The sequence below is a fragment of the Coprobacter fastidiosus genome (assembly GCF_982245605.1).
This window is the reverse complement of the sequence record NZ_CEVCIF010000033.1, coordinates 1-25,496: the sequence shown is the minus strand read 5'-3', so window position 1 is coordinate 25,496 and position 25,496 is coordinate 1. Positions and strand designations below refer to the sequence as shown.

The window sequence follows — 25,496 nt, the reverse complement described above, 5'->3', positions numbered from 1 at the left end:
TATATAAATCTTTATTCTTATTCGTGGGAAAATATCTATTGCTGTTTGTTTTTGAAAAAGATAAAAGATATCTTGTTGTTCGAGTATAAATCGTTTTAACTCTATTTATTTATACCTCCCGTTTTGTTTAACATTTGAAATCCTCTTTTTGTAGTATATTTGTCTCAAACAATAAAAGAGAAATTTATGATTTATGTTATTTTCATTGTCTTTGCTTTGATTAGTTTCGGAGTGCAAAAGACATTGCAAAACAAATTCGAAAACTATTCTAAAGTACCTATTCCAAATGGTCTGACAGGAAAAGATATAGCCGAAAAGATGTTGCATGATAACGGTATTTATAATGTTACCGTTACTTCTGTTGACGGGAAATTGACAGATCACTATAATCCGGAGAATCATACGGTAAATTTAAGCCATGAGGTTTATCATGGTAATAGTGTTGCTGCTGCTGCAGTAGCGGCTCATGAGTGCGGACATGCCGTGCAACATGCTACTGCTTATGCGTTTTTGAATATGAGATCCAAATTAGTTCCTATTGTGAGTTTTGCGTCGCATTGGGTACAATGGGTGCTGTTGGCGGGTATTATATTGTTGCAGAGTTTTCCGCAGCTTATGCTTTTCGGGATTATCTTGTTCGCATTGACTACATTGTTCAGTTTTGTGACGCTTCCGGTAGAAATAAATGCGAGTGCAAGAGCTTTAGCTTGGCTTGACAGAGCAGGGATAACAAATGTAAGTACACATGATAAAGCCAAAGATGCTCTTAAATGGGCAGCATATACATATGTAGTGGCGGCTCTTAGTTCATTGGCTACATTGGTATATTATATTCTTTTGTTTTTAGGATCACGAAGTGACGACTGACTTTAGCTTTTTATATATTTTCTTTGAATAGATAAAAGGTATTGCTTCTTGAAGAACGGGCAATACCTTTTTTATTTTTTAGACAGTAAATAAACATAAAGAAGCCGGAGTAGAAAGAACTAATTCCGGCTTCTTTATGTTTTGTAAGTTTTTTATTTAATCGTCATCATCTGTGGTAAGAATGGCTTTAAGTTTTTCCCGGTCGAGGATAGTAATCTCACGAGTCGAGTAATCGATGATGCCGTCTTCTTTCAATTCGTTTAGTGCATTCATAAAAACAGAACGTTGTACTCCGAAAAATGTGTACAAATCTTTTTGTTTGCATATTACCCTTACGTCTATCGACTTGCGCTGTGTAAAGCAGAGTACCCAAAATGCCAAGCGTTCTTTTACATTTCCGGAAGAAAGTGCGAGAAATGTTTCGACACTTTTCTGGGAACGCCTCGATATGATGTTCAACAGGTTTATAAGGATAATCGATTCATCCTGCATGATGCGGATAAATGTTTGCTTATCGATTTGCATGATTCCTGTCTCTTCTACAGCATAGAGATCGGATGGATAATTTGTATTCCTGCCGAATAGGTGATTGGGCGACAATACGTTCGGAGCGCAAAGGACTTCCGAAACACGAATCTTTCCGCTTTTGTTGACCATTTCTGAACGTACGCATCCGGATATCAGGAATTTCAAGTGTGTACACTCTTCTCCCTTTGATACGATTTGTTCTCCCGATTTATATTTGAGAAAATGAAATTTTGTTTTCTCGATAAGCTCTGAAATTTTTGCTCTGCTGACTCCCTGAAATAACGGAAGTTGCAGCAAAACGTCATACATGCTGTCCATCGAATCCATATTTTGTTTATTCAAAAGTATAAATAAAAATCTAACCTTCAATTTGTAAACATAAAATCGATACAATTGTTTAGAAACTATTGATTTATTTTTTTTTTGTTAACTTTGCTCCTGTAAAAACTTAAACCTATGGATAATCTATTGCATTTTGACATTCAGGAGGTAATCAGTGCCTTTGTCGTTTTATTTGCTGTGATTGATATAACGGGGCTGGTTCCTATTATTATCGATTTAAAAGAAAAAGGGAATGAAATTAATGCAGGCAAGGCTGCATTTTATTCTTTATTTTCTTTTATTGTTTTTCTTTTTATGGGAAACATGATGTTACAACTTTTTCATGTAGATATATCTTCCTTTGCCATTGCCGGTTCGTTAGTGATTTTCGTAATGGCTATAGAGATGATTTTTGGCGTGGAGATTTTTAAGATGGACGGGCCTGCTGGTTCTGCGACAATAGTTCCGATTGTTTTTCCGTTGATTGCCGGGGCAGGTTCTTTTACGACATTGCTTTCTTTGCGGGCGTTGTATAGCTTGCTTGATATAATAATAGCATTGGTCCTTAATATTTTAATAATTTATATTGTAATAAAGCGAGTCAATATTATCGAGAAGTTGTTGGGTAAGGGAGGTGTTTATGTACTTCGAAAATTCTTTGGGATTATTCTATTGGCTATTTCTGTAAGAATGTTTATCGACAATCTCACCAAACTATTATCCACTCTTTTATAACTCATGACCGTATCTTTTTCCCATATACGGTTATTTACGGCATTTGTTCCTGCGTTATCGACTTTATTCTTGTTATCGGTTGTCGCAGTAAAAGTTCCAGGTCTATTTTTAGGTGAAAGGTTTTTTAGGGGCGGATGTTGGCTACAAGTAGTATTGGCTGCGGCTTATGCTTTTTTGTTATGCTGGAAAATGCAGGATATTCGTTTGAGAGCTCGTTGGAGAAGATATAGTTGGCTGATATTCTCTTTTTCTTTTTTCGGGCAACTTTTGTTGGGGATTATGTGCGACTCTATATTTCTTTTGTCCGGAGAGTTGCATTTTCCTATCCCGATGATGATAATCGGAGGGGCTGTTTATCGTTGGGAATTTGGGTTTATGCCTCTTTTACTTATTCTTACTATCTTGTTGTCAGGACCGGCATGGTGCAGTCATCTTTGTTATTTCGGTGCATTAGATAATATGGCTGCAGGACATTTATCATTACCCCCAAAACCTTATAAATTTCTTCTGCCGGCACGATATACTATATTGGTATTGACTGTTATTGTGGCTTTGGTTGCCAAATGGAGTGGATTATCGTATGTGGCGATATCCGGAATAGTTGTTTTATTCGGTATTACAGGTTTTTTTGTTATGATCCTCTCCTATAAAAGACATATGATGGTGCACTGTTCTGGCTATTGTCCGGTCGGTGCTTTGGTATCTTTAGGAAAATATATTTCTCCTTTTCGTTTCAAGATAAATAAAGAAGCTTGCACTTTGTGTGGGGCTTGTATCTGTAGGTGTCGTTATGGGGCATTATCGAAAGCGCAAATAAAAACCGGCAAACCGGGAATAAATTGTTCTTACTGTGGAGATTGTATTTCTGCGTGCAATCATGGAGCTTTACAGTATGCTTTTCTGAATATGAATGCAGATCATTCTCAAAGAATATGGCTGATGATAGTGATTACTTTGCAATCTTGCTTTTTAGCTATAGCCCGGGTATAGATCACATTTAAAATACAAATTTGTTTAAAGATAAAAATAAAAAAAGAAAATGACAACGAAAATTTCTTTTTCTTTTTTAAGTTGAAAATTTTTATTGAGAAAGACGTCTTTTTACTAAATAAATTGATTAAATGTTTGGCTTTTCTGATAACAATTTTTATATTCGTGAAAACTAATATCAAGTATTAAAGCACAAGATTTGACCGTTAACCGATTTTTTTAATTAACAATAAATATGAGTTATCTGAAGTTTGACAAAAGTTTGATGATTAACTTGGAACAGTCTCTTCCTAAAGAGATGTTACGTACAAACAAATCGGGAGCTTATCATTGTACGACGATTGTTGATTGTAACACTCGAAAACAACACGGATTATTGGTAATTCCTATTCCGGAGATGGATAATGACTCTCATGTTCTTTTATCATCATTCGATGAAACCGTGATACAACACGGTGCTCCTTTTAATTTAGGTTTACATAAATATCAGGGAGATTGTTTCAGCCCTAACGGACATAAATATATCCGTGAGTTCGATTGTGAATCAGTTCCCAAAACTGTATATCGGGTGGGGGGTGTAATTTTAAGTAAGGAAAAAGTTTTTATTTCGCATGAAAACCGGATTTTGATTAAATACACATTGTTAGATGCCCATTCTGAAACGACGTTACAGTTCCGTCCTTTTCTTGCTTTTAGAAATGCGAATGCTCTTTGTATTGAAAATGACAGGATCAACCGTCATTATGAACAGGCTTTGAATGGTGTTAGCTTTTGTCTTTATGAAGGGTATCCGGCATTGTATTTACAGTTCAATAAAGAGGTTAGTTTCGTCAGTGATCCATATTGGAATAAGGGCATTGAATATGTTAAAGATCAGGAACGAGGATATGACTATAAAGAAGATCTGTATGTTCCCGGATATTTCGAATTACCTATAAAGAAAGGCGAAAGTATTATATTTTCCGCTGGAGTAGGAGAGATAAAACCTCGATCTTTGAGCATGATGTATAATAAGGAAATGAAGTTACGGACTTATCGTAACAGTTTCTTTAATTGCCTGAAAAATTCTGCACAACAATTTTATCTGAAAAAACAAAAAGATAATTATCTGTTGGCGGGTTATCCTTGGTTTGGTGTTCGGGCTAGAGATCTGTTTATCGCTCTTCCCGGATGTACATTGGCTGTAGGGGATGTAGAAACATTCGACTCTATCATGCATACTGCGATGCGGGCGTTAAAAGCCTTTATGGAGAAAGGTGTTCGGAGTGAAGTAATTCAAGGAATAGACTATCCCGATATTCTTTTATGGGCAGTATGGTCATTGCAACAATATGCCAAGGAAACATCTCTTGAACATTGTACGGCAAAATACGGAACTTTAATTACCGAAATTGTCGATTATATAATCAAAAGCAAGCATCCGAATCTTTTTTTGCATGAAAACGGATTATTATACAGTAATGGACATGACGTTCCTATTTCATGGATGGATGCGGTAGCCTATGGAAAACCTATTATACCGCGTAGCGGTTATTTGGTCGAATTTAATGCATTGTGGTATAATATACTACGTTTTTCAGCCTCATTGATTGCGGATAAGCCGGAACAGAGGGTTATTGTGGATCGGTTGAATGCTTTGGGTGATAAGCTCGCTTTGTCATTTAAAGATATGTTTTTAAATGATTATGGGTATTTGTTCGATTATGTCGATGGAAATTTTGCAGATTGGAGTGTTCGTCCCAACATGCTGTTCGCTCTTTCGCTCGATTACTCTCCATTAGATAAAAAAGAACGGAAAAAAGCGTTGGATGTAGTTACCCGAGAACTGTTGACTCCGAAAGGTATTCGTACATTAAGCCCTAAAAGTCATGGATATTCTCCTACTTATTTGGGGAATGAAGCAGAACGGGAGAATGCTTATTATCAAGGTCCGGCCCGACCATGGTTGATGGGAGCTTATGCAGAGGCGTATCTCAAGATATTCGGGTTGAGCGGAGTTTCATTTTTGGAACGGATGTTGATCGGTTATGAAGAGGAGATGTCTAATAATTGTATCGGAACGATTTCCGAGTTATTTGACGGAAATCCTCCTTACATGGGACGTGGGGCTATCAGTTTTGCGGCGAATGTAGGAGAGATATTGAGAGTATTGAGTTTATTAAAGAAATACAACCATTTTTAAAACCGAAGTTGTATGAAAGCACTCATGTTCGGGTGGGAATTTCCACCGCATATTCTCGGAGGCTTGGGAACTGCCAGCTATGGACTTACAAAAGGTATGTCTGAATGCGGAAATATGGATATCACGTTTGTTATACCCAAGCCGTGGGGAGATGAAGATAAAAGTTTTGCCCATATTATAGGAGCATGTAATACGCCGATTGCTTGGCGTGATGTTTCTTGGGAACAAGTACGAGATCGGTTAGGACGATATATGGATCCTCAAGAATATTTTAATCTGAGGGATCATATTTATGCAGATTTCAATTATATGCATCTTAATGATTTGGGATGTATAGAATTTTCGGGTCGATATCCTGATAACCTGTTGGAAGAAATCAATAATTATTCTATTGTTGCCGGAGTGATTGCCAGAACCTATCCTTGTGATGTGATTCATTCTCATGACTGGCTTACTTATCCGGCAGGGATTCATGCTAAACAAGTGACCGGAAAGCCGTTGGTGATACATGTACATGCGACAGATTTCGATCGTAGTCGGGGAAATGTAAATCCTACGGTCTATGCCATAGAAAAGGATGGTATGAATCAGGCAGATCATATTATCACCGTAAGTAATTTGACACGTAAGACGGTTATTGAAAAATATAATATCGATCCGGCCAAGGTAACAACCGTTCATAATGCCGTCGAGCCGTTGAGTGAGGAAATCAAGGCTATTAATATACCTCGCAATACAAAAGAAAAAGTCGTAACGTTCTTAGGGCGCATTACGATGCAGAAAGGTCCTGAATATTTTGTAGAGGCTGCGGCTCAGGTATTGCGGAAAAATAATAATGTACGTTTCGTTATGGCGGGAAGCGGGGATATGATGAATAAGATGATACGCCTCGCCGCTCAACGCAATATTTCGGATCATTTTCATTTTACAGGTTTCCTTAAAGGAAAGCAGGTTTATGAAATGTTGAAAGCGAGCGATGTTTATGTAATGCCTTCTGTCTCTGAACCGTTCGGAATATCTCCTCTTGAAGCCATGCAGGTGGGAGTTCCCTCTATTATCTCGAAGCAGTCGGGATGTGCAGAAATTTTGACGAATGCAATAAAGACCGATTATTGGGATATTGATGCGATGGCAGATGCCATTTACTCGATAATTACCTATCCTGCAATGTACCAGCAATTAAAGATTGAGGGGAAAAAAGAGGTCGATGAGATCAAATGGGTATATGCCGGTCAAAAAGTAATTGATATTTATAATAAAGTAATTCACCGATAGACAAGCTTTATATTTTAATTAATCAGAAATAAAAAATAACATGATATGAAAACCATCTGTTTTTATTTTCAAATTCATCAGCCGTTCCGTCTGAAACGTTATCGTTTCTTTGATATAGGCAACGATCATTATTACTACGACGATTTTAATAATGAAGAAATAATGAGCCGTATAGCTCACCGTTCTTATATTCCTGCAAACTATACTTTACTGGAGATGATCAAGAACTCGAACGGGAAATTTAAAGTTGCGTTTTCGATTTCGGGAGTTGCATTGGAACAGTTCGAGATTTATGTACCGGAATTTATAGATAGTATGAGGGACTTGGCAAAGACAGGATGCGTAGAGTTCCTTTCCGAAACGTATGCACACTCTTTGGCTTCCCTTAAAGATCCGGAAGAATTTGTCGATCAGGTCAAAATGCACGATGATAAAATCGAAATGTTGTTCGGTCAACGGCCTAAAGTATTTCGCAATACCGAGTTGATCTATTCCGATGAAATAGCCGGGATGGTTGCATCTATGGGATTTAAAGGGTGTATTACGGAGGGAGCTAAGCATATTTTAGGATGGAAAAGCCCGAATTATTTGTACAGTTCGGCTGCTGCCCCGAAACTGAAGCTGCTTCTTAAAAATTCTAAATTGAGCGATGATATTTCTTTTCGATTTTCGAACTATGAGTGGAATGAATATCCGTTGACTGCCGATAAGTTTATAAACTGGATTACAGCTCTTCCTGAAACAGAACAGATTATAAATCTGTTTATGAATTATGAAACATTAGGAGAACTGCAACCCCGGGAAACCGGTATTTTTGAGTTTATGAAGGCTCTTCCCCGTTTTGCCGAAGAGAAAGGTATCTCATTTTCTACTCCTACTGAGATTATTTCTAAGTTGAAACCTGTAGATTCTTTATCTGTTACTTATCCCATATCTTGGGCTGATGAGGAACGGGATACCAGCGCTTGGTTAGGGAATTTGCTTCAGAACGAAGCTTTCGAAAAGTTGTATTCTATGGCTGAACGGGTGCGGCTGTGTAATGACCGTCGGTTAAAACAAGATTGGAATTATTTGCAGGCGAGCGACCATTTTTATTATATGTGTACTAAGCATTTTTCCGATGGTGCGGTACATAGTCATTATAGCCCTTATGATTCGCCTTATGAAGCGTTTACCAACTATATGAATGTCTTGAGCGATTTTATCGTGCGGGTAAAAGCTCAATATCCTGATTCGATTGAAAATGAAGAATTGAACTCTTTGATTACTACTATTCGTAATCAGGCGTCCGAGATAGAGTTACTGCGTAAAGAATTAAAGTCTGCAAAGGCGGAAAAGATTGCTCGGGTGAAAGCAGAAAAAGCTGTAGCCGGAGAAAATAAAACTAAATCTACAACGAAAAAGACGGTAGTAAAGGAGAAATAAGTTCTTTGAATAATTCGCTTTTGTGTGAATGTTTATTATAAAAACCACACCCTGATTGATAACCAATCAGGGTGTGGTTTTTATAATACTTTTAATGGCCTCAGATAAAGATTTAAAATATAAAAGTCTTCTTTCCATTTTTTCTGTTTGTGATCCCCGTTTTATTAAGAAAAAATTTTACCGGAATATTTTTTTATTGAAAGATGCAATAAGAATTGCATATACATCGACCGTAGAAATCATATATATACTGTACCATTGAACCATTTTTCAAAGGATAGGATCTGTTATGGTAATAAAGCTGCTTTAGATAGATACAAATTGTTTTTGAATATATATGAGGTGTACTTTAGTATATTTATAATAAATAGTATTTTTTCTTGTAAGGTATAAATATGTGAAAAATATTGCAGATAAAAAATAAAGCAGGGAAAAAGTTGTCTTTGCCTGCTCTATTTTCGTATTTGTGATAACCGGTTTCTCTAATCATTTATTTTTATTGGGGTGATATATCCGTCTTCGATTAATGCTATATAGCTCAGCAGTGCTCCCCAATGGTAGAAACGGTCGCTGCGTCTATGCGGACCTTCCCCTAAAACCGAGTCGTAATTTTCATACACCGATCCGTCTTTAAGCCATTCCTTCAATAACAACGCTTTCGATTTTTGAGCGACAGCTTTGCGTACTTCAGGTAAGTCGTAATTTTGTAATCCCATATATACGAGAAAATTGAGAGGAGCCCAGATGCGGCCTCTCCAGTAATCATTGTCTTTGAAAGCCGGATCGTTGCGGGGAGTAGCGGGAATAACCCATTCTCCCCAGAATTCCTGGGGATTCATCAAATGTTCTTTTACCATACGTTCAGCTTGAGTTTGGCTGGGAATATTTGCCAACATAGGATAAAAGTTGGTCGGAGATATACGTGGATTCTTTTTTCTTGTATCGGTTCTTCGATTGTAGTAAAGACCTTCTTCTTCATCCCACAATTTTTGTAATTCGATGCTGTATTGTTTTGCTCGTTTTCTGAGTTCTTTTACATCTTTTTTATATCCTAACTCTTGAGCGATAAGTGCCAATAATTTGCAATCCATAATATAAAGGCTCGATAGCCCGACATCGTTTTGTAGAAGCATGTGTCGTTCGGTATCGAACGGTACATTGTCGAACATGTGGGAGTTATCCAGTCCCGATTCCAAACAACCTCCGTAATGGTTGTTGACGCTGCCGTATTCATGATTGCGATAGGTTACCCGAGGATAGGGCGAAGATCCCCAACATAATAATCCGTCGATATTTCGGTTCTTATCCCACCATCGGTTCCATCTGATAAGATCGGGATAAAGTAATTCTAACAGCCATTTGTCTCCGTATTTCTTATATAGACTCCATACAGCTAATGATCCTACAGGGGGTTGGGAGCGGTCTCTCGACTTATAATCATTTCCTGAATAGAAATTAGGAACGAAGCCCGATTCCGTAATCGATTTGGTTATTTCGACTGCATTGGCGTAAGCAAGTTCCCGATTCCCAGCCGAAAACATCATAGCGGCAAAATAAGAGTCCCAACAGAAAAGTACGAATCCTCCGTAGTTGGGGTTAGAACTCCAGTTTATATTCCAGTCCCGGCTGACAGGGGTAATAACTTTGCGGATGGTCGGGTCGTATATATTGTCCCAGGAAAGGACATTCTGCATGGCGTTATATACCTCATAATCGTCTCCGTACTGTTTCTTGTTGTTATTTACGAAACGATTGGCGGATTCACGTAATTTGTTTTGGGCTTTTACCGGTTCTATATCTGAGCCGCAACAAATGGTAACCGGTTCTTGTGTAGAGAATGTGATCTCGTTCCGTTCGCTTTTTATCCATTTTCCGTACGCTTGACCTTTGATTTCTTGTTTTAGGTTGCCGGGGCGGAATTGAAATTGTTGACCGTTAACTTGTATTTTTACATCGCGTTGCCACACGCCTTTTAAGACCACGATGATTTTCCCTTCCGGATTATTTCCTTCTAAAGGAGTAATTCGAATAATGTTCTCTAAAGAATCGGCAGAACTCTCGATCCGTAATTTTTGATCGTTCCATCGAAGACTTATATCGGTATATTTTCCGTCATAAGTATGTGGTCCGGCATGTAACAGGCCGCTTCCTATGGTAAAGGAATTTTTTCGTATCCCTTTCCCGTCGATTACGTGTAGGTCGATAGCTGCACCGTAAGGGAGCAGCACATGCGTAAGGGCACTGCGGGTATCCCAAGTATTCCAGCCTGTAGCCAGTTTCCGTTGCATTTGTTCATAGTATTGTTGAGGACTTAAATCCTTCGTTTCGGCATGGCTGTCTATGTGCCAAAAACATACTGCCGATATTAGCAGATAATACTTCAAAAATTTTTTCATGTGTGTGTAGTTATGAGTGATAAATAGTGATATTATTTTAAAGCAAAATATAGATAGGTTTTTGAAGTTATTTCATGAATATACCGTTTGAAGATTAATCTAAATATAAATAATCATAATGAATAAGGGGACGAGCGCCCTGTTTCCCGATGAGAGAACGAGCTTTTTCGCTGTTATATCCGATACGTCCTACTCCTATTTGATTCCCTTCATGATCAAAAATTCGTACGATATCATCTTTTTCGAAATCTCCTTCGATCCGGGTTACGCCTATCGGCAATAGACTTGCGGCCTGATGGGACATCAATGTCTCTTGTGCGCATGCGTTGATGTGTATTTCTCCCTTTGCAAAGCCTTCGGAGTGAGCGATCCATTTTTTTATGCTGGATGCAGGCTTCTCTGCCGGTAAGAACCGGGTACATACCGTATTGCTGTTTTTTCGCAATACGTCAGGAAGGATATTCTCTTTTTTGCCGTTAGCGATAATAACCATAATTCCTTCGTCCGCGACTTTTCTTGCTATATTGCATTTCGTCAGCATTCCCCCTCTTCCGAAAAAAGATTTTTTTGTCTGTATATATTCGGACAAATTCTGTCTGTTGCCTGTGATTTCCGTAATGACCCGGCTTTGAGGATTTTCGGGATTACCGTTGTAGATGCCATCGATGTTACTGAGTATAATCAAGGCTTCCATATTCATCATCGATGCGATCAGACCGGAAAGTTCGTCATTATCCGTAAACATCAGTTCGGTTACCGAGATCGTATCATTTTCGTTCACGATAGGAATAACTCCGTTTTCGATCATGACTTCCATACAGTGTCTTTGATTGAGATAGTGTTGTCGGGTCGCAAAATTCTCTTTCATCGTCAACACTTGGCCGCAAGCAATTCCATGCTCGCGGAAAAGTTCGAAATAACGGTTTATCAGTTTAGCCTGACCTACGGCCGAAAATAATTGTCGGGCCGAAACCGCATCCAATTTTCGATGTTGTTTCAGTTCGCTGCGTCCCGAGGCGACAGCTCCGGATGAGATAAGAACGATTTCCATTCCGGCTTTATGCAGCTCGGCTATTTGATCTACCAAAGCCGACATTCGGGTAATATCGAGAGTACCGTCTTTCCGTGTCAGTACATTACTACCTATTTTTACCGCTATTCGTTTATATTGAAACATAAAAAGAATAGTTATTTAATGATTGATTCCGAATTTCTTAAGCATTTGTTTATAGTCTGTCCAATCAGGGTCTCCGGTTGCACCTATTTGTATAGGTAAGGACGGAAGTTTTCCTAATAGCTCGTTTACTTTTCCCGAAAGGGCTTGTAATTCTTGTGTATAATAAACATATAAAGCTTGCTTGCCGCCGATATGAATAGCCGTTAGAATTGCGATCTTCGATCTTTCGAGTGCTTCTGTAAGCAAATTCATGATCCGGTCTATCACTTCGGTTTCATCGGCAGACGGCATACCGTCTGTTTCCCCTTTGTATTTCCATTGTATTTCTACCCGGGTACGGAATAACCCGGAGGTGTTGCCGTTTTCGGCAAACATACGTCCCCGGGTGATGATCCTTCCTTTATCCGATTCCGATTCTCCGGCAAACCAATCGTTGCTTAACATATATGTATATTTTATTTATGGTCTTTATCCCGTATCTCTACCCGTCGGATTTTTCCACTGATCGTTTTCGGTAATTCCTCTACAAATTCTACGATTCGCGGATATTTGTAAGGAGCTGTAACATGTTTTACGTGATCTTGTATTTCTTTGATGAGCGCTTCTCCGGCACGTTCTTTGTAATCTTTTGCCAAAACGATGGTTGCCTTGACTACTTGTCCGCGTATTTCATCGGGAACTCCCGTGATTGCACATTCTACGACTGCCGGATGAGTCATTAAAGCGCTTTCTACTTCGAACGGACCGATACGATAGCCCGATGATTTAATTACATCGTCGGCACGTCCTACGAACCAATAGTATCCGTCCTCATCTCTCCAAGCAACATCTCCGGTATAGTAGATGTTGTCATGATAAGCTTCTTTTGTTTTTTCGGGGTCACGATAATACTCTTTGAAGAGTCCCAGCGGTTTCCCTTTATCGGTACGGATTACGATTTGTCCCTGTTCTCCCTCTTCTGCCCATCGTCCGTCGTTCGTCAGCAAATCGATGTCATATTGGGGATTGCGTATTCCCATAGAACCGGGTTTAGGTTCTACCCACGGATATGTTGCGACAGTCAGGGTCGTTTCCGTCTGTCCGAAACCTTCCATCAATTTAATGCCGGTAATGCGATAAAATTCCTCATAGACTTTAGGGTTCAGTGCCTCTCCCGCAATCGTACAATATTTTAGGGACGAAATATTGAATTTGCTCAGATCTTCTCGTATTAAGAATCTGAATACGGTAGGAGGGGCGCAGAATGAAGTAATATGGTATTTTTCTATCATACCCAATACATCTGCAGGCGTGAATTTGTCGAAATCGTAAACAAATACATTTGCTCCGGCGATCCATTGCCCGTATAATTTCCCCCATACGGCTTTCCCCCAACCCGTGTCGGCCAGGGTCAGGTGCAGACTTTTTTCGTTCAGATTGTGCCAAAAGCTTCCGGTAATGATATGTCCCAGAGGATAGGTGAAATCATGTGCTACCATTTTAGGGTTACCTGTAGTTCCGGACGTAAAATAAAGGAGAGAGGTGTCTTCGTTTGTGTTGACGAATGCCGGGCGAGAGAATGGTGCTGCCGCCTCGATACCGGCATGGAAATCGTCCCAGCCTTTCGGAATCACAGGACCTACCGATACGCAGTGCTGTAAAGACGGAGATGCGGCCAAAGAACGGTCTACATGACCTGTGACAATATCTTCTCCTACTGCTACGATCATTTTTATATCGGCTGCATTACAGCGATATATAATATCTTTTTCGGTAAGGAGGTGTGTCGCCGGAATACATACTGCTCCTAATTTGTGGAGTGCTATGATAGAAAACCAGAATTCAAATCTTCGCTTCAGAATGAGCATAACCATGTCTCCGTGTCCTATACCCAATGATTGGAAATAGGAGGCGGTTTTGTCACTTTCTCTTTTTATATCGGCAAAAGTAAAATCGATATGTTCTCCTTTATCATTTGTCCAGCAAAGGGCTTTTTTTTCTGGAGCGATCCGAGCCCATTCGTCAACGACGTCATATCCGAAATTAAAGTTCTCAGGTACGAGAACTTTAAAATTCTGCATAAAATCCTCTTGTGACGAAAAAGAGGTTTGTTTTAGAAATCTTTCTAACATATTATAAAAATAGGACTTTAATTAGATAATTATAGCAAGGAATTGAACTCGTTTACCATCAAGGGCTTTCATGCCGTGAGGACGGTTAGCGTCGAAGTAAATGCTGTCGCCTTCATTAAGGAACAATTGCTTGTCTCCGATTTGCAGCATCATGTGTCCTTCGATCACAAGGTTGAATTCTTGTCCCGGATGGCTGTTCAAATGTACGGGGGCTGATTCGTTTCCCGGTTCTACGGTAACGATAAACGGGTCGGCTTTCCGGTTCATAAATCCGGCTGCCAGAGATTGGTATTTATAAGCTTTCGTTCTCTCGACGGCAGCTCCTTTTCCTTTGCGGGTTAAAAAGTATGCATTCATGCGCGGTTCGTCACCGAACATCAGTGCAGATAAGTCTATACCGTAATGCAGGCTGATTTGATGTAATATACTTACGGGAATATCTTGTTCTCCCGATTCTAATGCTATGTATTTTTCTTCAGAAATGCCACAAGCCTGAGCCACGTCTTGAGTAGTCAGGTCGAGTACATCGCGCAGTCCTTTTAACCGGATCGCAATTTGCTTTATCTGTTCGTCCATAATTATAGTTGTTTAACTTGTGCAAAGTTAAAGAAAAGGACGGTAATAGCAATAAAATGATATTGAAATAACGGAATCGCTTTTATTTTGTAATATAAAGGGGAGGTGTAGGTACGCTATCGTATCTGTTGTTCATTCTGTTAAAGAACGAACATTACACGATATTATCAAGTTTGTTTCCCATAGTTCCGTTATTTCTTTATAGGGTCTAATCGATTTTTTCGGCTTTAAATCCGGCATCGCTAACCGCTTTTATGATGACGGCATCCGATTGATCGGATGTTACGGACAGTATTTTATCTGCACTGTTCAGATCTATATCCCATTGTTCGCGAGGTAGTATTTTATCGAGTGATTCTGCTATTTGGGCAACACATCCTCTGCATTTGGCGTTTGTTTTAAATTTCTTTGTTTCCATTTTTTTGAAATTAGGTTTTAGAGCCTGTCTGAATTTTCCAATCAAAAAATATTATCAGGTCATCTTTGTGTTTTCTTCCGGTCTTTTTTTCTGTTTTTCCTCGAAAGAAACTCTCAAACCTGATCTGAGTAAAATTCAAATAGGCTTTTAGAGTTACAACAGCAAAAGTAACAAAAACGTTTATACAAAAAATAGGAAATGCCGATGAAAGCATTTCCTATTTTTGTAAATTGTATATATAGTTATTGTACCCGTTTGAAGTGGTAACGCAACGGATAATAATACATAGCCGGTTCATCTTCTGTTGCAAAATCTTTCATACCCTCATAATCTTCAACGAGGAATTCCGTCGGCTCATAAGAGTAAATAAACATTTCGAGAACCTCTTCGTTGTTTTCGTCTTTGACTACGGTAAATCCTACTCGAGAGTCCTTAATTGTCGAACTTGTTGCTGAAAAGTTGGCGTTGATATTATCCAAAATAAATACAGCGACATTTCTTGAAATTGTTATGTCATCTAAAAAACGGAAAACTTTCTCTCCTACATATTGCAGACTGCTGTTACCGACAAAGTAGTTTTTCAGATCGCTTTTCAAATTTACTTCAACGCCTTGGTCGGTAATCGTGATTTGGTCTTCTGTAGCTACTTGAGGGAAGTTGGTTATATCGTACATCATTTCATAATATGCTTTATTATCCCATGTGCAGTTACTCCATGTACCTTTGATTACTTCGATTGTTTCTCCGGCGATTTTAATTGTAACCGATTCGTTATTTCCTAAGAAAAACCGGTCGGTATCGTTTTGGGGTTTCTGTATTTTCAGGACGATGACATCTTTACCTTCTTCTTTTTGTAACAGTTTCAGTTTGAGTGTACCTTTTGATGCTCCTTTCGCTACGGTGAGTGCTTTTTCTCCATCGAATTCGAAATGCGTACCCTCTACGGCAGTAGATGTTTCATCTACGACGATCGGGAATGTAATATCTTTCGGTGCCGTAAAAGATTGAGTGGAGTTTTCTTTTTTCAAAAGAGAAATTTCGACTGTTGCCGTTTCGAACATCGTTGCATTGTCGTATGAGAACGAGTAAATAACATCGTCTGTTAATTCTGTCGTTACATCATCGAAAACATCTTTTTCATCATCGTCTTCCGAACAGGCTGCAAATCCTAAAGAAAGCAGAATGGCAGCCATTGCATACACTGTTTTTTTCATTTTGTTCTGTTTTTTAGATTTATAAATTGATTAGTGGAAAAATCGTTTTTTATAATTTGTTTAAGATTTTATTTGGAGTGAGATTTGTATATTCTCAATTTCCGATATTGTCTTGATATTCCTTTTTTATTGCTTCGTATTCTGCTCTTTCCGATGAGGTCAACTCTGTACTTGGGAAATAAAAATAGGAGTTATTGTTATCTACCCGAGGAGCTTCATCCTCGTAAGAGTCGCATGCTGAAAAAACAGCTGATACGAAAAAAAGAGTTGTTCCGAATATTAGTTTATTTAATAGTTTCATAACTTCGTTTTTAGTTAATTATATAATCTTCATAACCTCCATTTTGTTGCAGACCGGGAATAAGTTTAGTGTCGCGTATCGGGATAGGAAAGTTATACATGAACTTCTGGTTGGTATATTTTTGTCCGTTTACAGCAACCCAAAACTCAGGGCGTCCGTTTCGTTTCAGTTCATAAAAACGGTCGTTTTCGAGAAACAACTCTTTACGACGTTCGGTCAGTATCAATGCCATCAGTCTGGTGAGCGGTGCTCCGGTTACATCCTGAGTAATATAATCAGTTCCGGATGTCGGTTCAGGTAGAGTAGATAATGTCAGCGGTTCATAATTCAATATACGGTTTCCTCTCAAGGTATTGATATCCGCCAATGCAAGATCTTCTCTGTCTTTGTGATAGTAACTTTCTGCCCGAATCAGGAGCATTTCGGCACTACGCATGCCTGAGAAAATAAATTTTGTAGCGATACGTTTTTTCGAAAAATTCATTTCATAACGTATGTCGTTGGCTTTTTCCGTATCGCTGAATGTGTCGATAAACCGTTTGCTGACAGGTCTGTAATTAAGGGGCTCATAAGTGCCTGCTCCTTCCTGTTCACTATTAGAGGAGGAGATCAGTTCCGACTTTATCAGCATGTTTCCTTTCAGAGAATAACCGTTTTCCATCATTGCCTTGTATCCTTCCCTATCTACCAAGGGATGACTTTTTATCACTTCTCCTGCGTAATAAATGGCATTGTCCCATTGTCGGGTCCAGAAATAGAAACGGGCGAGATATCCTTTTACGACATCGGTGGTGAATCGCCATATCGGTTCTTGGACGTTATAGGACAACGCTTTTTTCAAGTCCTCTTCTATGAGTATCATCGTCTCTTCTAAAGAGCTACGGATGGGACGATCTTCCATGTCGAATGTCGTGACCAGTTGCAGCCCTAATTGCGATTTTTGTAGAGGATCATATACATCGCAATAAAGTCGCATCAGTTCGTAGTAACAAATTCCCCGCATGGCGTATGCGGTTCCCAATACGTTCTTTGCTATGTCCGATTCGGAATCTTTTATCTCTCCGAGTATGATATTGCAATCTCGTATGATTTCATAATAAGAGTAATAAGTCCTTTCCGTTATAGCGATATCGGCAATGTAATTTTTTAATAAAGATCCTCCTGTTTGAGTGAGCGCGACTTCCAAGTTGTCACAGGCCGATTCGTTTGCTGCGATCTGGCTACTGTTCAGAATAATTGCCGACTCTTCTCCGTAGTCCAGTTCATTGAGATGGGTATGTAAGAGAGCCGAAAACTCTTCTGCACTTTGAGGTATAGTCTCTTCATGAGGTTTAATATCGAGAAATTCCTTACAAGAAGAGAGGCTTAGGAATAGAAGGCATGTTATAAATAGTCGTTTCATAATGTCATAATTTATCAGAATCCGATATTAAGTCCTAATGTGAAATTCCTTGCTTGGGGATATACGGCACCCGGTGTTTCGGGGTCTATTCCCGAGTAGTTACTGAATATACATACGTTGCTGACCGATGCGGTGAGTCCGAATGACGTGATACGAGCTTTCCGCATCCATTGCGCGTCAGGGAAACTGTAATTGAGGTAGATATTGCTGATCTTGAAATAGGAAATATTCTCGATAAAAGCTCCGTTAGTGATATAGGACAGGGTTGTCGTATAGTCTTCGAGAAATTTTCCATCGATAGATATCTTCGTACCGTATGCATCGACGAGACGCGGGTATCCGTTAGTAATCGGGTTGGATTCGGTCCATCGGTTTACCACATCTTTCGAAACATTCAGATGGTTTACGTAAAGATCACTACGGGATGTTTGAGGATTGTTTTGTACAGATCCTGCTACTACGCTGTAGTATGCAGGAGAAGAGATCTCGCTATTTATCTTATTGCCGATAGAGTAGTTTCCGCTTACTCCCAATGAGAACTGTTTGTAAGAGAAATTGATTGAATATCCTCCATTTATAGGTGCATTGGAAGTTCCGATATAGAAACGGTAATTATCCGAATCTTTTCGGTAGTTGTTCTCTTTACGGTCGGTATCGGATCGCAGTTTGTAGGTATATATTCCCAACTTCGGATCGATGCCGTTGCATATACCTGAGAAGAGGGAGCTGATCGGATACCCTTCCTGTTCGCTACTGTAGGAACTGTACGGAGAATTGTACTCTACTAATTTATTGGCATTGTATGCGGCGTTGATTGAAACGTTCAATTTAAAATCTTTTGTTTTGACGATTTGTCCCGATACGGTTACTTCGACTCCTTTATTCAGAATTTTGGAAGTATTATATGATTGAGAATTGAACCCGGTAGAATATGGAACATAAACCGAGCTGATAACATCTTTACTTAAACTTCTGTATCCGCCGATTTCTATTTGCATGCGTTCATCGAAAAATCCGGCATTTACCGATCCGCTGATATCGAACGTACGCTCCCAGCGGAGTTTCGGATTGGGGGGATTTTTAATATATCCCATGCGGTAATAGGTTTCGTCGGTTTTTCGGAAATTTTTGTCATACGTCATTATGATATAGGGCGTTGCTGCAGCGTTGACTTTTCCGGTATATCCTCCCGATACTCTGAGTTGCAGAGAACTGAGAACAGGTTTTAGACGGTACATAAAATTTTCTTCTCCCATATTCCAACTTAGACCTAAAGAACCGGTCGGGTTGAACTGTTCTTTGCTTCCGAAACGGTTCGACCCATCGGTACGCATCGTATAGCTGAGTACATATTTGTTCATCAATACATAGTCTAATGACGCGTAAAATGACGCCATTGCATCCTCATCGGTGCTTTGTCCCGAATAACCATCCATAAGGGCGGCAAATTCAACAAGTTTATTATAATCCACCTTTTGGTCGCTCGGATATACCGGGGTAGAAGAGTTTTCGGTTACCGTATCGTACCCATATCTTTTGGAGTAGATGTTTTTGGCATATTGCCGTCTGATCTCTGATCCGGCAAGCAGACTTATGTTATGTATATTGGCAAATGTCTGTGAAAAGTGAAATTGTCCCCGCAGACTGTAACTCTGGTTGAATGCTGTGGATTGCGCAATAGAACCGTAAGTGCGGGTAGAGGAGATACTGCTTCCTTCGAACGGACGGTCTGTCCATGCGGCGTATGTGTCTTGTCCGTTGATATTTTCGGAGATATTGCTGGTATAGCTGTAAGAACCCAATCCTTCGAATTTCAAATTTTTCAAGATTGAGATACCTAAATTCACATTTACATTCACATTTACGTTTTTCGCTTCGGTCGAAGTATTTTCTATCTCTCGCAGAATATTGTAGCCATTCGACGGAATCTGAGAACTTATGGAGCCATTGTATTTTGCTAATGTAAAGTATGTTTGGTCTTTGGCATAAGAACCGTCGCTGTTATACGGCATTTCGTATGGGTTGGCAAAATAGGCGTATTTGAACGGATCGACGTTCAAGGACGCTCCCCTGGAAATCTGATAGGCAATGTCGGTAGTTACCCCTAATGTAACCCGTTTATTGGGCTTCATATCGACTTTTGCACTCACATTGTAACGATCGTAATTACTTTTCTTTACCAAACCGTTATTGCGATTATATCCGGCAGATACGTAGTATGTACTTTTATCCGATCCGCCGGAGAACGAGAGATGGTGACTGTTCGAAATGGAGGTGCGGAATATCTCGTCGAACCAATTAGTCGTATGTTGGCCTAATCGGGAGATATAGGCGTCCTGTTCGGATTTCGACCAACCTTTGAAATCGCCTTTTCCCGAACGTATCATACCGACGATTCCGATTACCGGATAATGGGCGGTTTCATCTCCGCTTATGTATTGTTGGTATCCTGCAGCCGAAAATTCATCCCAAAGTTCCTGCTCCCATGCTAATTTTTCTTGAGAGTTCATCAGGTTTGCGCTGCGGGGAGGTTTGGTAACAAACGTCATATTGGCTGAGTAATTGATCTGCATTTTTCCTGCTTTCCCGCGTTTGGTCGTTACGACAATGACTCCGGCAGCAGCCTGAGAACCGTAAATTGCGGCGGCCGAAGCATCTTTTAAGACACTGATTGACTCGATTTCATTCGGATCTATTCCTGCGATTCCGCTGGTGAAGATGTCATTGAAATCTCCTGTTGATAACCGACTATTGTTGATTTTAGGGATATTACGTTGCAAGGGAACTCCGTCTATAACCCAGAGCGGATCGGCGCTTTCTTTTGTCAATGACCTTGTTCCGCGTATGCGGATCGTGGAAGATTCTCCCGGACGACCTGAAACGGCTTGTACGCTGACGCCAGCCAGTTTCCCTTGAAGAAGCTGGTCTATATTGGCGGTAGGAGATCCTTTCAAGTCTTTGGCGGTTACTATGCCGACAGAACCTGTGACCCGGTCTTTAGTCGTTTTCCCGTATCCCGTCACAACTACTTGACCCAGTTCTTTAGTGTTGTCTTTCAGCATAATATCGAACTTTCCTGCGATATTTGCCGTCATTACTTTCGATTCGAGCCCTAAGAAAGAGATACGGATAGTACTTCCTTTTTTTACATAAATCGTAAAATTCCCGTCTTGGTCGGTAATTGTTCCGTTACTTGTTCTTTCTTCTCGTACAGAAGCCCCCGCTAACGGTTGTTTTGTTTCATCATAGACCGTTCCGGTAATTTTGATTTTGCCGGACTTGTCCTGTGCAAAAGCATTTATTCCGGAAATCATCAGCATGAAGACCGCCAATATTGTCGGATATAAATACACGCTTTTCAGTATTACTTGCTTGAGTTTCATACAAAACTTTCTTGTTTTAATTACTTGTGATGAATGATATCTATGTGTTCTTTTTTCGGGTTTAATAAATGCTCGACAAAGTAGTAGCGGATCAAATTGTAATAATAAGTATTCCCTACTCCATGATCCATTCCGGGCATAACCATCATGTCGAACCGTTTATCCGCTTTCATTAAGGCGTCGGCCAGTCTGAAAGTCGTCGACGGATGTACATTTTTATCGATGTCTCCGGTGATCAGCATTAACCGGCCTTTCAGATTTTTTGCCAGTTCGTTATTTGTCGGAATTTTGCAGGTAAAGAAGGTTTTCCCCGTTATGCTGTCGGTATGAGATTTTATTCCGTGATAAGTTTCACCCCACCACTGTATGTATAAATTGTTATCGTGGTTTCCGGATGCGGCTATACCTACTTTGTAAAAGTCCGGATAAGTGAGCATGGCAGCTACGGTTTGGAATCCTCCTCCTGAATGTCCGTAAATTCCTACTCGGTCGAGATCGATAAATCGATAACGGCGGGCAAGTGTCTCGATCGCATGTTTATCATCTGCCAACGGATAATCTCTTAAATTTCCATATCCGAAACAATGGAAATCCCGTCCTCGTATTTGAGAACTTCCTCTTGATCCTACGTTGATAACGACAAAACCCAGTTGAGCTAAAGATTGATTATAATTATCATCGACCGTAAATGCTCTTGGAATCTGGTCGTCTTGCGGACCCGGATATACATTTGTTATAATCGGATAAAGACGGGTCGTATCTAAGTTGAACGGAAGATACATGATTCCGTAAAGATCGGTCGAATCGTCTGCCGCTTTTATTTGGAATAACACGGGTGGTTTCCATCCCAACTCCCTTAGTTCCGAGTCATCGCTTTCCTCCAGTACCGTGTTCTTTTTAGGCGAGGCGATTTTTATCAGGTGACTGGCTGTCGGCATATCCATGCGCGAATAGTTGTCTATTAAGTATTTCCCATCGGGAGAAAGATCTATGCTGTGTGTTCCGTTTCCAGGGGTCAGTAACGTAAAGCCTTTTCCGTCCAAATTGACTTTATAGAAAAATCGGTAATGCGGGTTGATCCCTTTTTCCCGGCCATATCCTTCGACAATGATCGTACGGTTCAGCGTATCGAGTTTCATAATCGTCCCGGCAACCATGTCGGGAGGGGTAATGGCGTTTTTCAGATTTCCGTTGTTATCATACAAGAAGTATTGCCCTTTCCCGTTTCTTTCAGACCACCAGATGATTTCTTTTCCGTCATTGATGAGGTGATATTTGAAAAGTTGGATATTCATATGTGGGGCGCAATGTTCCGAGATCAGTTCCTCTACTTTTCCTGTATGAATATCGAGCCTGCACAAGTCGATATAATCGGCAGGACGACTTCTCCGGGTAAAAAATACATATCCCGGAGTTGAAGAATAGCTTATATCAACTTTCTGATCGGGATATTTAGCTATGGAAACCGGAATTTTTTCTTGAGTATCTGCATTGAAAAGAGCTATGTCATACTGGCTGACTCCCGAATCTCCGGGCATCGGCATTTTATAAGTGTCTGTGGTCGGGCGGGGATTTGCAAGACTGTTGACCAAAGTCATTGTCTTGATTGCCCGTTTATCCTCTCTGAAAACGAAAATAATATGTGTGTCATCTATCCAACGGGCCAGCGTATAGCAACATGCCGTATCTCGTTTCTCACTGCTATTCGAAGTATAGGAGAAATACGGTTCGCCATCGGTCGTCAATTGTATATCTTCTAACGTATCTTTATGTGAGAGATATAAATTATGATCTCTTCCGTATATGTAGAATTTATTGTCTTTCGAATATTTTTCCCATGATTTTTCCCCGAGAATAGCGGGAAAACCACTTCCCGTGCTTTTTTTCTTGACTTCCGGAACAGTGGAAACGATTTTGATTTTACCTGTGTTTACGTCATATTCGAAGTTCTTATTATTTTTGCGAATATAGAATTTACTAAGATCTTTATTATAAAAATCTAACCGGTATATTTTTAATTCTTCAGGCGTATATTTCGTTTGTGTCAGCCGGGAAATATCTTCAGCTAAACGTTTGTTATCAAAAAGCAATTTCTTTTTTCCTTTTGTTGCATCGACCAGGTAGAATCTCCGCATGCCTTTTTTCTCTATGGCATAATAAAAGTGGTGAGTGTCAGGAATCCATGTTGCTGAAAGAGAGGAGCGATAATGTCCCGACAGAGAATCTGCCGTATATTTCTCGGCAACATTCCAATTTACATAGTCTTGACATAGACTGTGAAAAGGAAATATACCTGCTAAAAACAGGAAAGAAAACAGTTTTAAATATAATTTTTTCATCTTATTTGTTCTTTTTTGAAGACAATTGTTGAGCCATTTTTACGGCATTTAAAGCATTGACAATTCCTCCGGAGACACATAACGAATCGTATGTGGCGACATTTCCTTTTTTATTCAATCCGGGGATTTTTACCCGTTTATAGTTCATGGGTGTTACACTCTTTATCAGGATCTCTTTTACTTGATCGGCTGACAGTTTCGGAAAATAGTCTCGGATGATGGCTGCAATACCTGCTACTACGGGAGCTGCTATACTTGTCCCGCTTGAGGTAGTATATCCGTTGTTTTCACCTAAAGATGTAATATCCATTCCCGGAGCGAAGATATCTACACTGTTTTTTCCATAATTGGATATTGATCCGGGGTTGCCGTTTATGTCCGAAGCTCCGACACGGATCAAGTTATCTATTCTTTTCCCCGTTTTGTCGAGTCCTTGCGGATAGTAGATTTTTTTATCGCAGTCTGTACCGTTATTTCCGGATGCCATAACTAATAAAACGTCATGGTTAGCAGCATAATGAATAGCATCTTCTACCATATCGGCATCGGGAGAAGTCTGTTTGCCGAAACTCATATTGATGATTTTAGCTCCGTTATCGACAGCATAACGTATTGCAGATGCAATATCTTTATCGTATTCATCACCTTCGGGAACTGCCCGGATCGTCATGATTTTTGCAGTCGGGTAAATACCGATCATTTTATTTTCAGGGTTTGGTTGGGCTGCGATTATTCCGGCAACGAATGTGCCGTGGAAGTAATCATCACACATAACGTCGGGGTTCCCGTAAAAGCGGTCGGATGCGTTATGTATGTCATCGCCCATAAGCAGTCGTTTATCTTTGTCTGCTTCTATGCTTTTGATACGGGTTTGTGCCTGATTCAATTTTGCATTATGCTGGTCGACCAAAGTTTGCCATAGTCGATCTTTGCTGCCGTTCATAAGGTCTATGGCGATCAGTTGTACAGATATATTGAATAGAGAATCGTTTGCATCTATATTCATAATGTCTATGACTCTCAGAGAGTCTTTACCGGGATATGCCGATTTTGCCCGTTTAGTGAGCTCTTCGTAGGCATTTGCCTGTTGTTGCAGATATTGGGTGAATTTGAAATAGGATTCGATACGAGCTCCTGCTTTCATTTTCAGATAATAAATAAATTCGGGAGACGCGTTTGCTATTGTTGCCGAGTCGGTCGGATAGTTTTTGTATTTAGGATATAATCTTTTGAACTCCCTGAATTCTTCTGTACCGGCACTTTTCATATTGAAAGAACCATCGGGAGTACCTAAAAAATTCCAGCCGAGAACATCTCCTTTATATCCGTTTTTATCGTTGTCTTTACCGTTATGTTTCTCTTTTTTATTGTGCCATAGAGCCTTTTGTATATAAAGGTGGGTGGTATCAGTCCCGGAATCGATTACTCCGACGATAATATTTTTTTTCGGTTTTAATTTTTGTGATTGTAGCCATGCGAGTGCAGAAGAAACATTTGTTCCGATAATTGAGTCATTGAATAGCAGATGCCATTCGGGCATAAATTTATCTTCGGGCTTTTTAGATTGTGCAAAAATATTGATTACGCAAAACACCAATACATAAGGAAGTATAAACCATTTCCTTTTCATTTCAATTACTGTTTAGGTTGACTGTGTCCGAAAAAACGATCGTTTTTTCGGACGATTTTAATTCAATTAATTTTCCCTTGTTTTATGCTAACGTAAAACATTAGTTATAAACATCTAATAATTTTATCCTCTTCAATAAAAAAACAATTACCGTTTTAGTAGATATTGATTGAAAAAACGATCGTTTTCTTAGACGATTTCGAATTTTTGTGTCAAAATAAAAGAT

19 protein-coding genes are annotated in these 25,496 nt (G+C 39.6%); 6 read left to right on the top strand and 13 right to left on the bottom strand.

What is annotated here, in order from left to right:
- Window positions 1-186: 186 nt before the first annotated feature.
- The gene (locus AC0UMU_RS09425) at window positions 187-867 is read left to right on the top strand and encodes a zinc metallopeptidase (protein WP_009318555.1); all 681 of its coding nucleotides are present in this window, start codon (window positions 187-189) and stop codon (window positions 865-867) included.
- Window positions 868-1,023: 156 nt separating this feature from the next.
- Here AC0UMU_RS09425 and AC0UMU_RS09420 read toward each other — a convergent pair whose 3' ends face one another.
- Window positions 1,024-1,722, bottom strand: a complete 699-nt coding sequence (locus tag AC0UMU_RS09420; RefSeq protein WP_022601203.1) for a Crp/Fnr family transcriptional regulator — start codon at window positions 1,720-1,722, stop codon at window positions 1,024-1,026.
- A gap of 129 nt (window positions 1,723-1,851) precedes the next feature.
- Here AC0UMU_RS09420 and AC0UMU_RS09415 point away from each other — a divergent pair, with 129 nt between their 5' ends.
- The 5 genes from AC0UMU_RS09415 to AC0UMU_RS09395 all read left to right on the top strand — a co-directional run bounded on the left by AC0UMU_RS09415 (window position 1,852) and on the right by AC0UMU_RS09395 (window position 8,323).
- Complete coding sequence (locus tag AC0UMU_RS09415) at window positions 1,852-2,451, top strand: MarC family protein (RefSeq protein ID WP_022601202.1); 600 nt, start codon at window positions 1,852-1,854, stop codon at window positions 2,449-2,451.
- 3 nt (window positions 2,452-2,454) lie between these two features.
- Window positions 2,455-3,441 carry a 4Fe-4S binding protein gene (locus AC0UMU_RS09410; protein ID WP_278716324.1) on the top strand — a complete coding sequence of 329 codons (987 nt, stop codon included), beginning with the start codon at window positions 2,455-2,457 and terminating at the stop codon, window positions 3,439-3,441.
- Window positions 3,442-3,676: 235 nt separating this feature from the next.
- Window positions 3,677-5,623 carry a glycogen debranching enzyme N-terminal domain-containing protein gene (locus AC0UMU_RS09405; RefSeq protein ID WP_418728955.1) on the top strand — a complete coding sequence of 649 codons (1,947 nt, stop codon included), beginning with the start codon at window positions 3,677-3,679 and terminating at the stop codon, window positions 5,621-5,623.
- Window positions 5,624-5,635: 12 nt separating this feature from the next.
- Entirely contained in the window at window positions 5,636-6,898 is a 1,263-nt protein-coding gene (locus tag AC0UMU_RS09400; RefSeq protein WP_009318560.1) for a glycosyltransferase family 4 protein, read from the top strand.
- A 45-nt stretch (window positions 6,899-6,943) separates the two neighbouring features.
- The gene (locus tag AC0UMU_RS09395) at window positions 6,944-8,323 is read left to right on the top strand and encodes a glycoside hydrolase family 57 protein (protein ID WP_009318561.1); all 1,380 of its coding nucleotides are present in this window, start codon (window positions 6,944-6,946) and stop codon (window positions 8,321-8,323) included.
- Between the two features lie 482 nt (window positions 8,324-8,805).
- Here the strand turns inward: AC0UMU_RS09395 and AC0UMU_RS09390 are convergent, their stop codons facing one another.
- The 12 genes from AC0UMU_RS09390 to AC0UMU_RS09335 form a co-directional block, all read right to left on the bottom strand.
- A complete protein-coding gene (locus tag AC0UMU_RS09390; protein WP_473979925.1) occupies window positions 8,806-10,719 on the bottom strand; it encodes an MGH1-like glycoside hydrolase domain-containing protein in 1,914 nt (637 codons plus the stop codon).
- A gap of 94 nt (window positions 10,720-10,813) precedes the next feature.
- Window positions 10,814-11,896: a glutamate 5-kinase gene (gene proB, locus AC0UMU_RS09385; protein ID WP_303008057.1), complete on the bottom strand. Its 1,083-nt coding sequence runs from the start codon at window positions 11,894-11,896 to the stop codon at window positions 10,814-10,816.
- A gap of 15 nt (window positions 11,897-11,911) precedes the next feature.
- Window positions 11,912-12,340 (bottom strand): DUF695 domain-containing protein, encoded by a 429-nt coding sequence (locus tag AC0UMU_RS09380; RefSeq protein ID WP_473979924.1) that lies wholly within the window; start codon window positions 12,338-12,340, stop codon window positions 11,912-11,914.
- An 11-nt stretch (window positions 12,341-12,351) separates the two neighbouring features.
- Window positions 12,352-14,007: an AMP-binding protein gene (locus AC0UMU_RS09375; protein ID WP_122303741.1), complete on the bottom strand. Its 1,656-nt coding sequence runs from the start codon at window positions 14,005-14,007 to the stop codon at window positions 12,352-12,354.
- Between the two features lie 21 nt (window positions 14,008-14,028).
- Window positions 14,029-14,583 carry a helix-turn-helix domain-containing protein gene (locus AC0UMU_RS09370; protein ID WP_009318566.1) on the bottom strand — a complete coding sequence of 185 codons (555 nt, stop codon included), beginning with the start codon at window positions 14,581-14,583 and terminating at the stop codon, window positions 14,029-14,031.
- Window positions 14,584-14,791: 208 nt separating this feature from the next.
- Window positions 14,792-15,001: a heavy-metal-associated domain-containing protein gene (locus tag AC0UMU_RS09365; RefSeq protein ID WP_473979923.1), complete on the bottom strand. Its 210-nt coding sequence runs from the start codon at window positions 14,999-15,001 to the stop codon at window positions 14,792-14,794.
- Between the two features lie 242 nt (window positions 15,002-15,243).
- Window positions 15,244-16,215 carry a DUF4843 domain-containing protein gene (locus AC0UMU_RS09360; protein ID WP_009318569.1) on the bottom strand — a complete coding sequence of 324 codons (972 nt, stop codon included), beginning with the start codon at window positions 16,213-16,215 and terminating at the stop codon, window positions 15,244-15,246.
- Between the two features lie 94 nt (window positions 16,216-16,309).
- A complete protein-coding gene (locus AC0UMU_RS09355) occupies window positions 16,310-16,516 on the bottom strand; it encodes a hypothetical protein (protein ID WP_009318570.1) in 207 nt (68 codons plus the stop codon).
- A gap of 10 nt (window positions 16,517-16,526) precedes the next feature.
- Complete coding sequence (locus AC0UMU_RS09350) at window positions 16,527-17,918, bottom strand: RagB/SusD family nutrient uptake outer membrane protein (protein WP_473979922.1); 1,392 nt, start codon at window positions 17,916-17,918, stop codon at window positions 16,527-16,529.
- A gap of 14 nt (window positions 17,919-17,932) precedes the next feature.
- On the bottom strand, window positions 17,933-21,301 hold the full coding sequence (locus AC0UMU_RS09345) for a SusC/RagA family TonB-linked outer membrane protein (protein WP_473979921.1): 3,369 nt from the start codon (window positions 21,299-21,301) through the stop codon (window positions 17,933-17,935).
- Between the two features lie 20 nt (window positions 21,302-21,321).
- On the bottom strand, window positions 21,322-23,640 hold the full coding sequence (locus AC0UMU_RS09340) for a S9 family peptidase (protein ID WP_278716304.1): 2,319 nt from the start codon (window positions 23,638-23,640) through the stop codon (window positions 21,322-21,324).
- 1 nt (window position 23,641) lies between these two features.
- Entirely contained in the window at window positions 23,642-25,270 is a 1,629-nt protein-coding gene (locus AC0UMU_RS09335; RefSeq protein WP_195596031.1) for a S8 family serine peptidase, read from the bottom strand.
- Window positions 25,271-25,496: the final 226 nt, after the last annotated feature.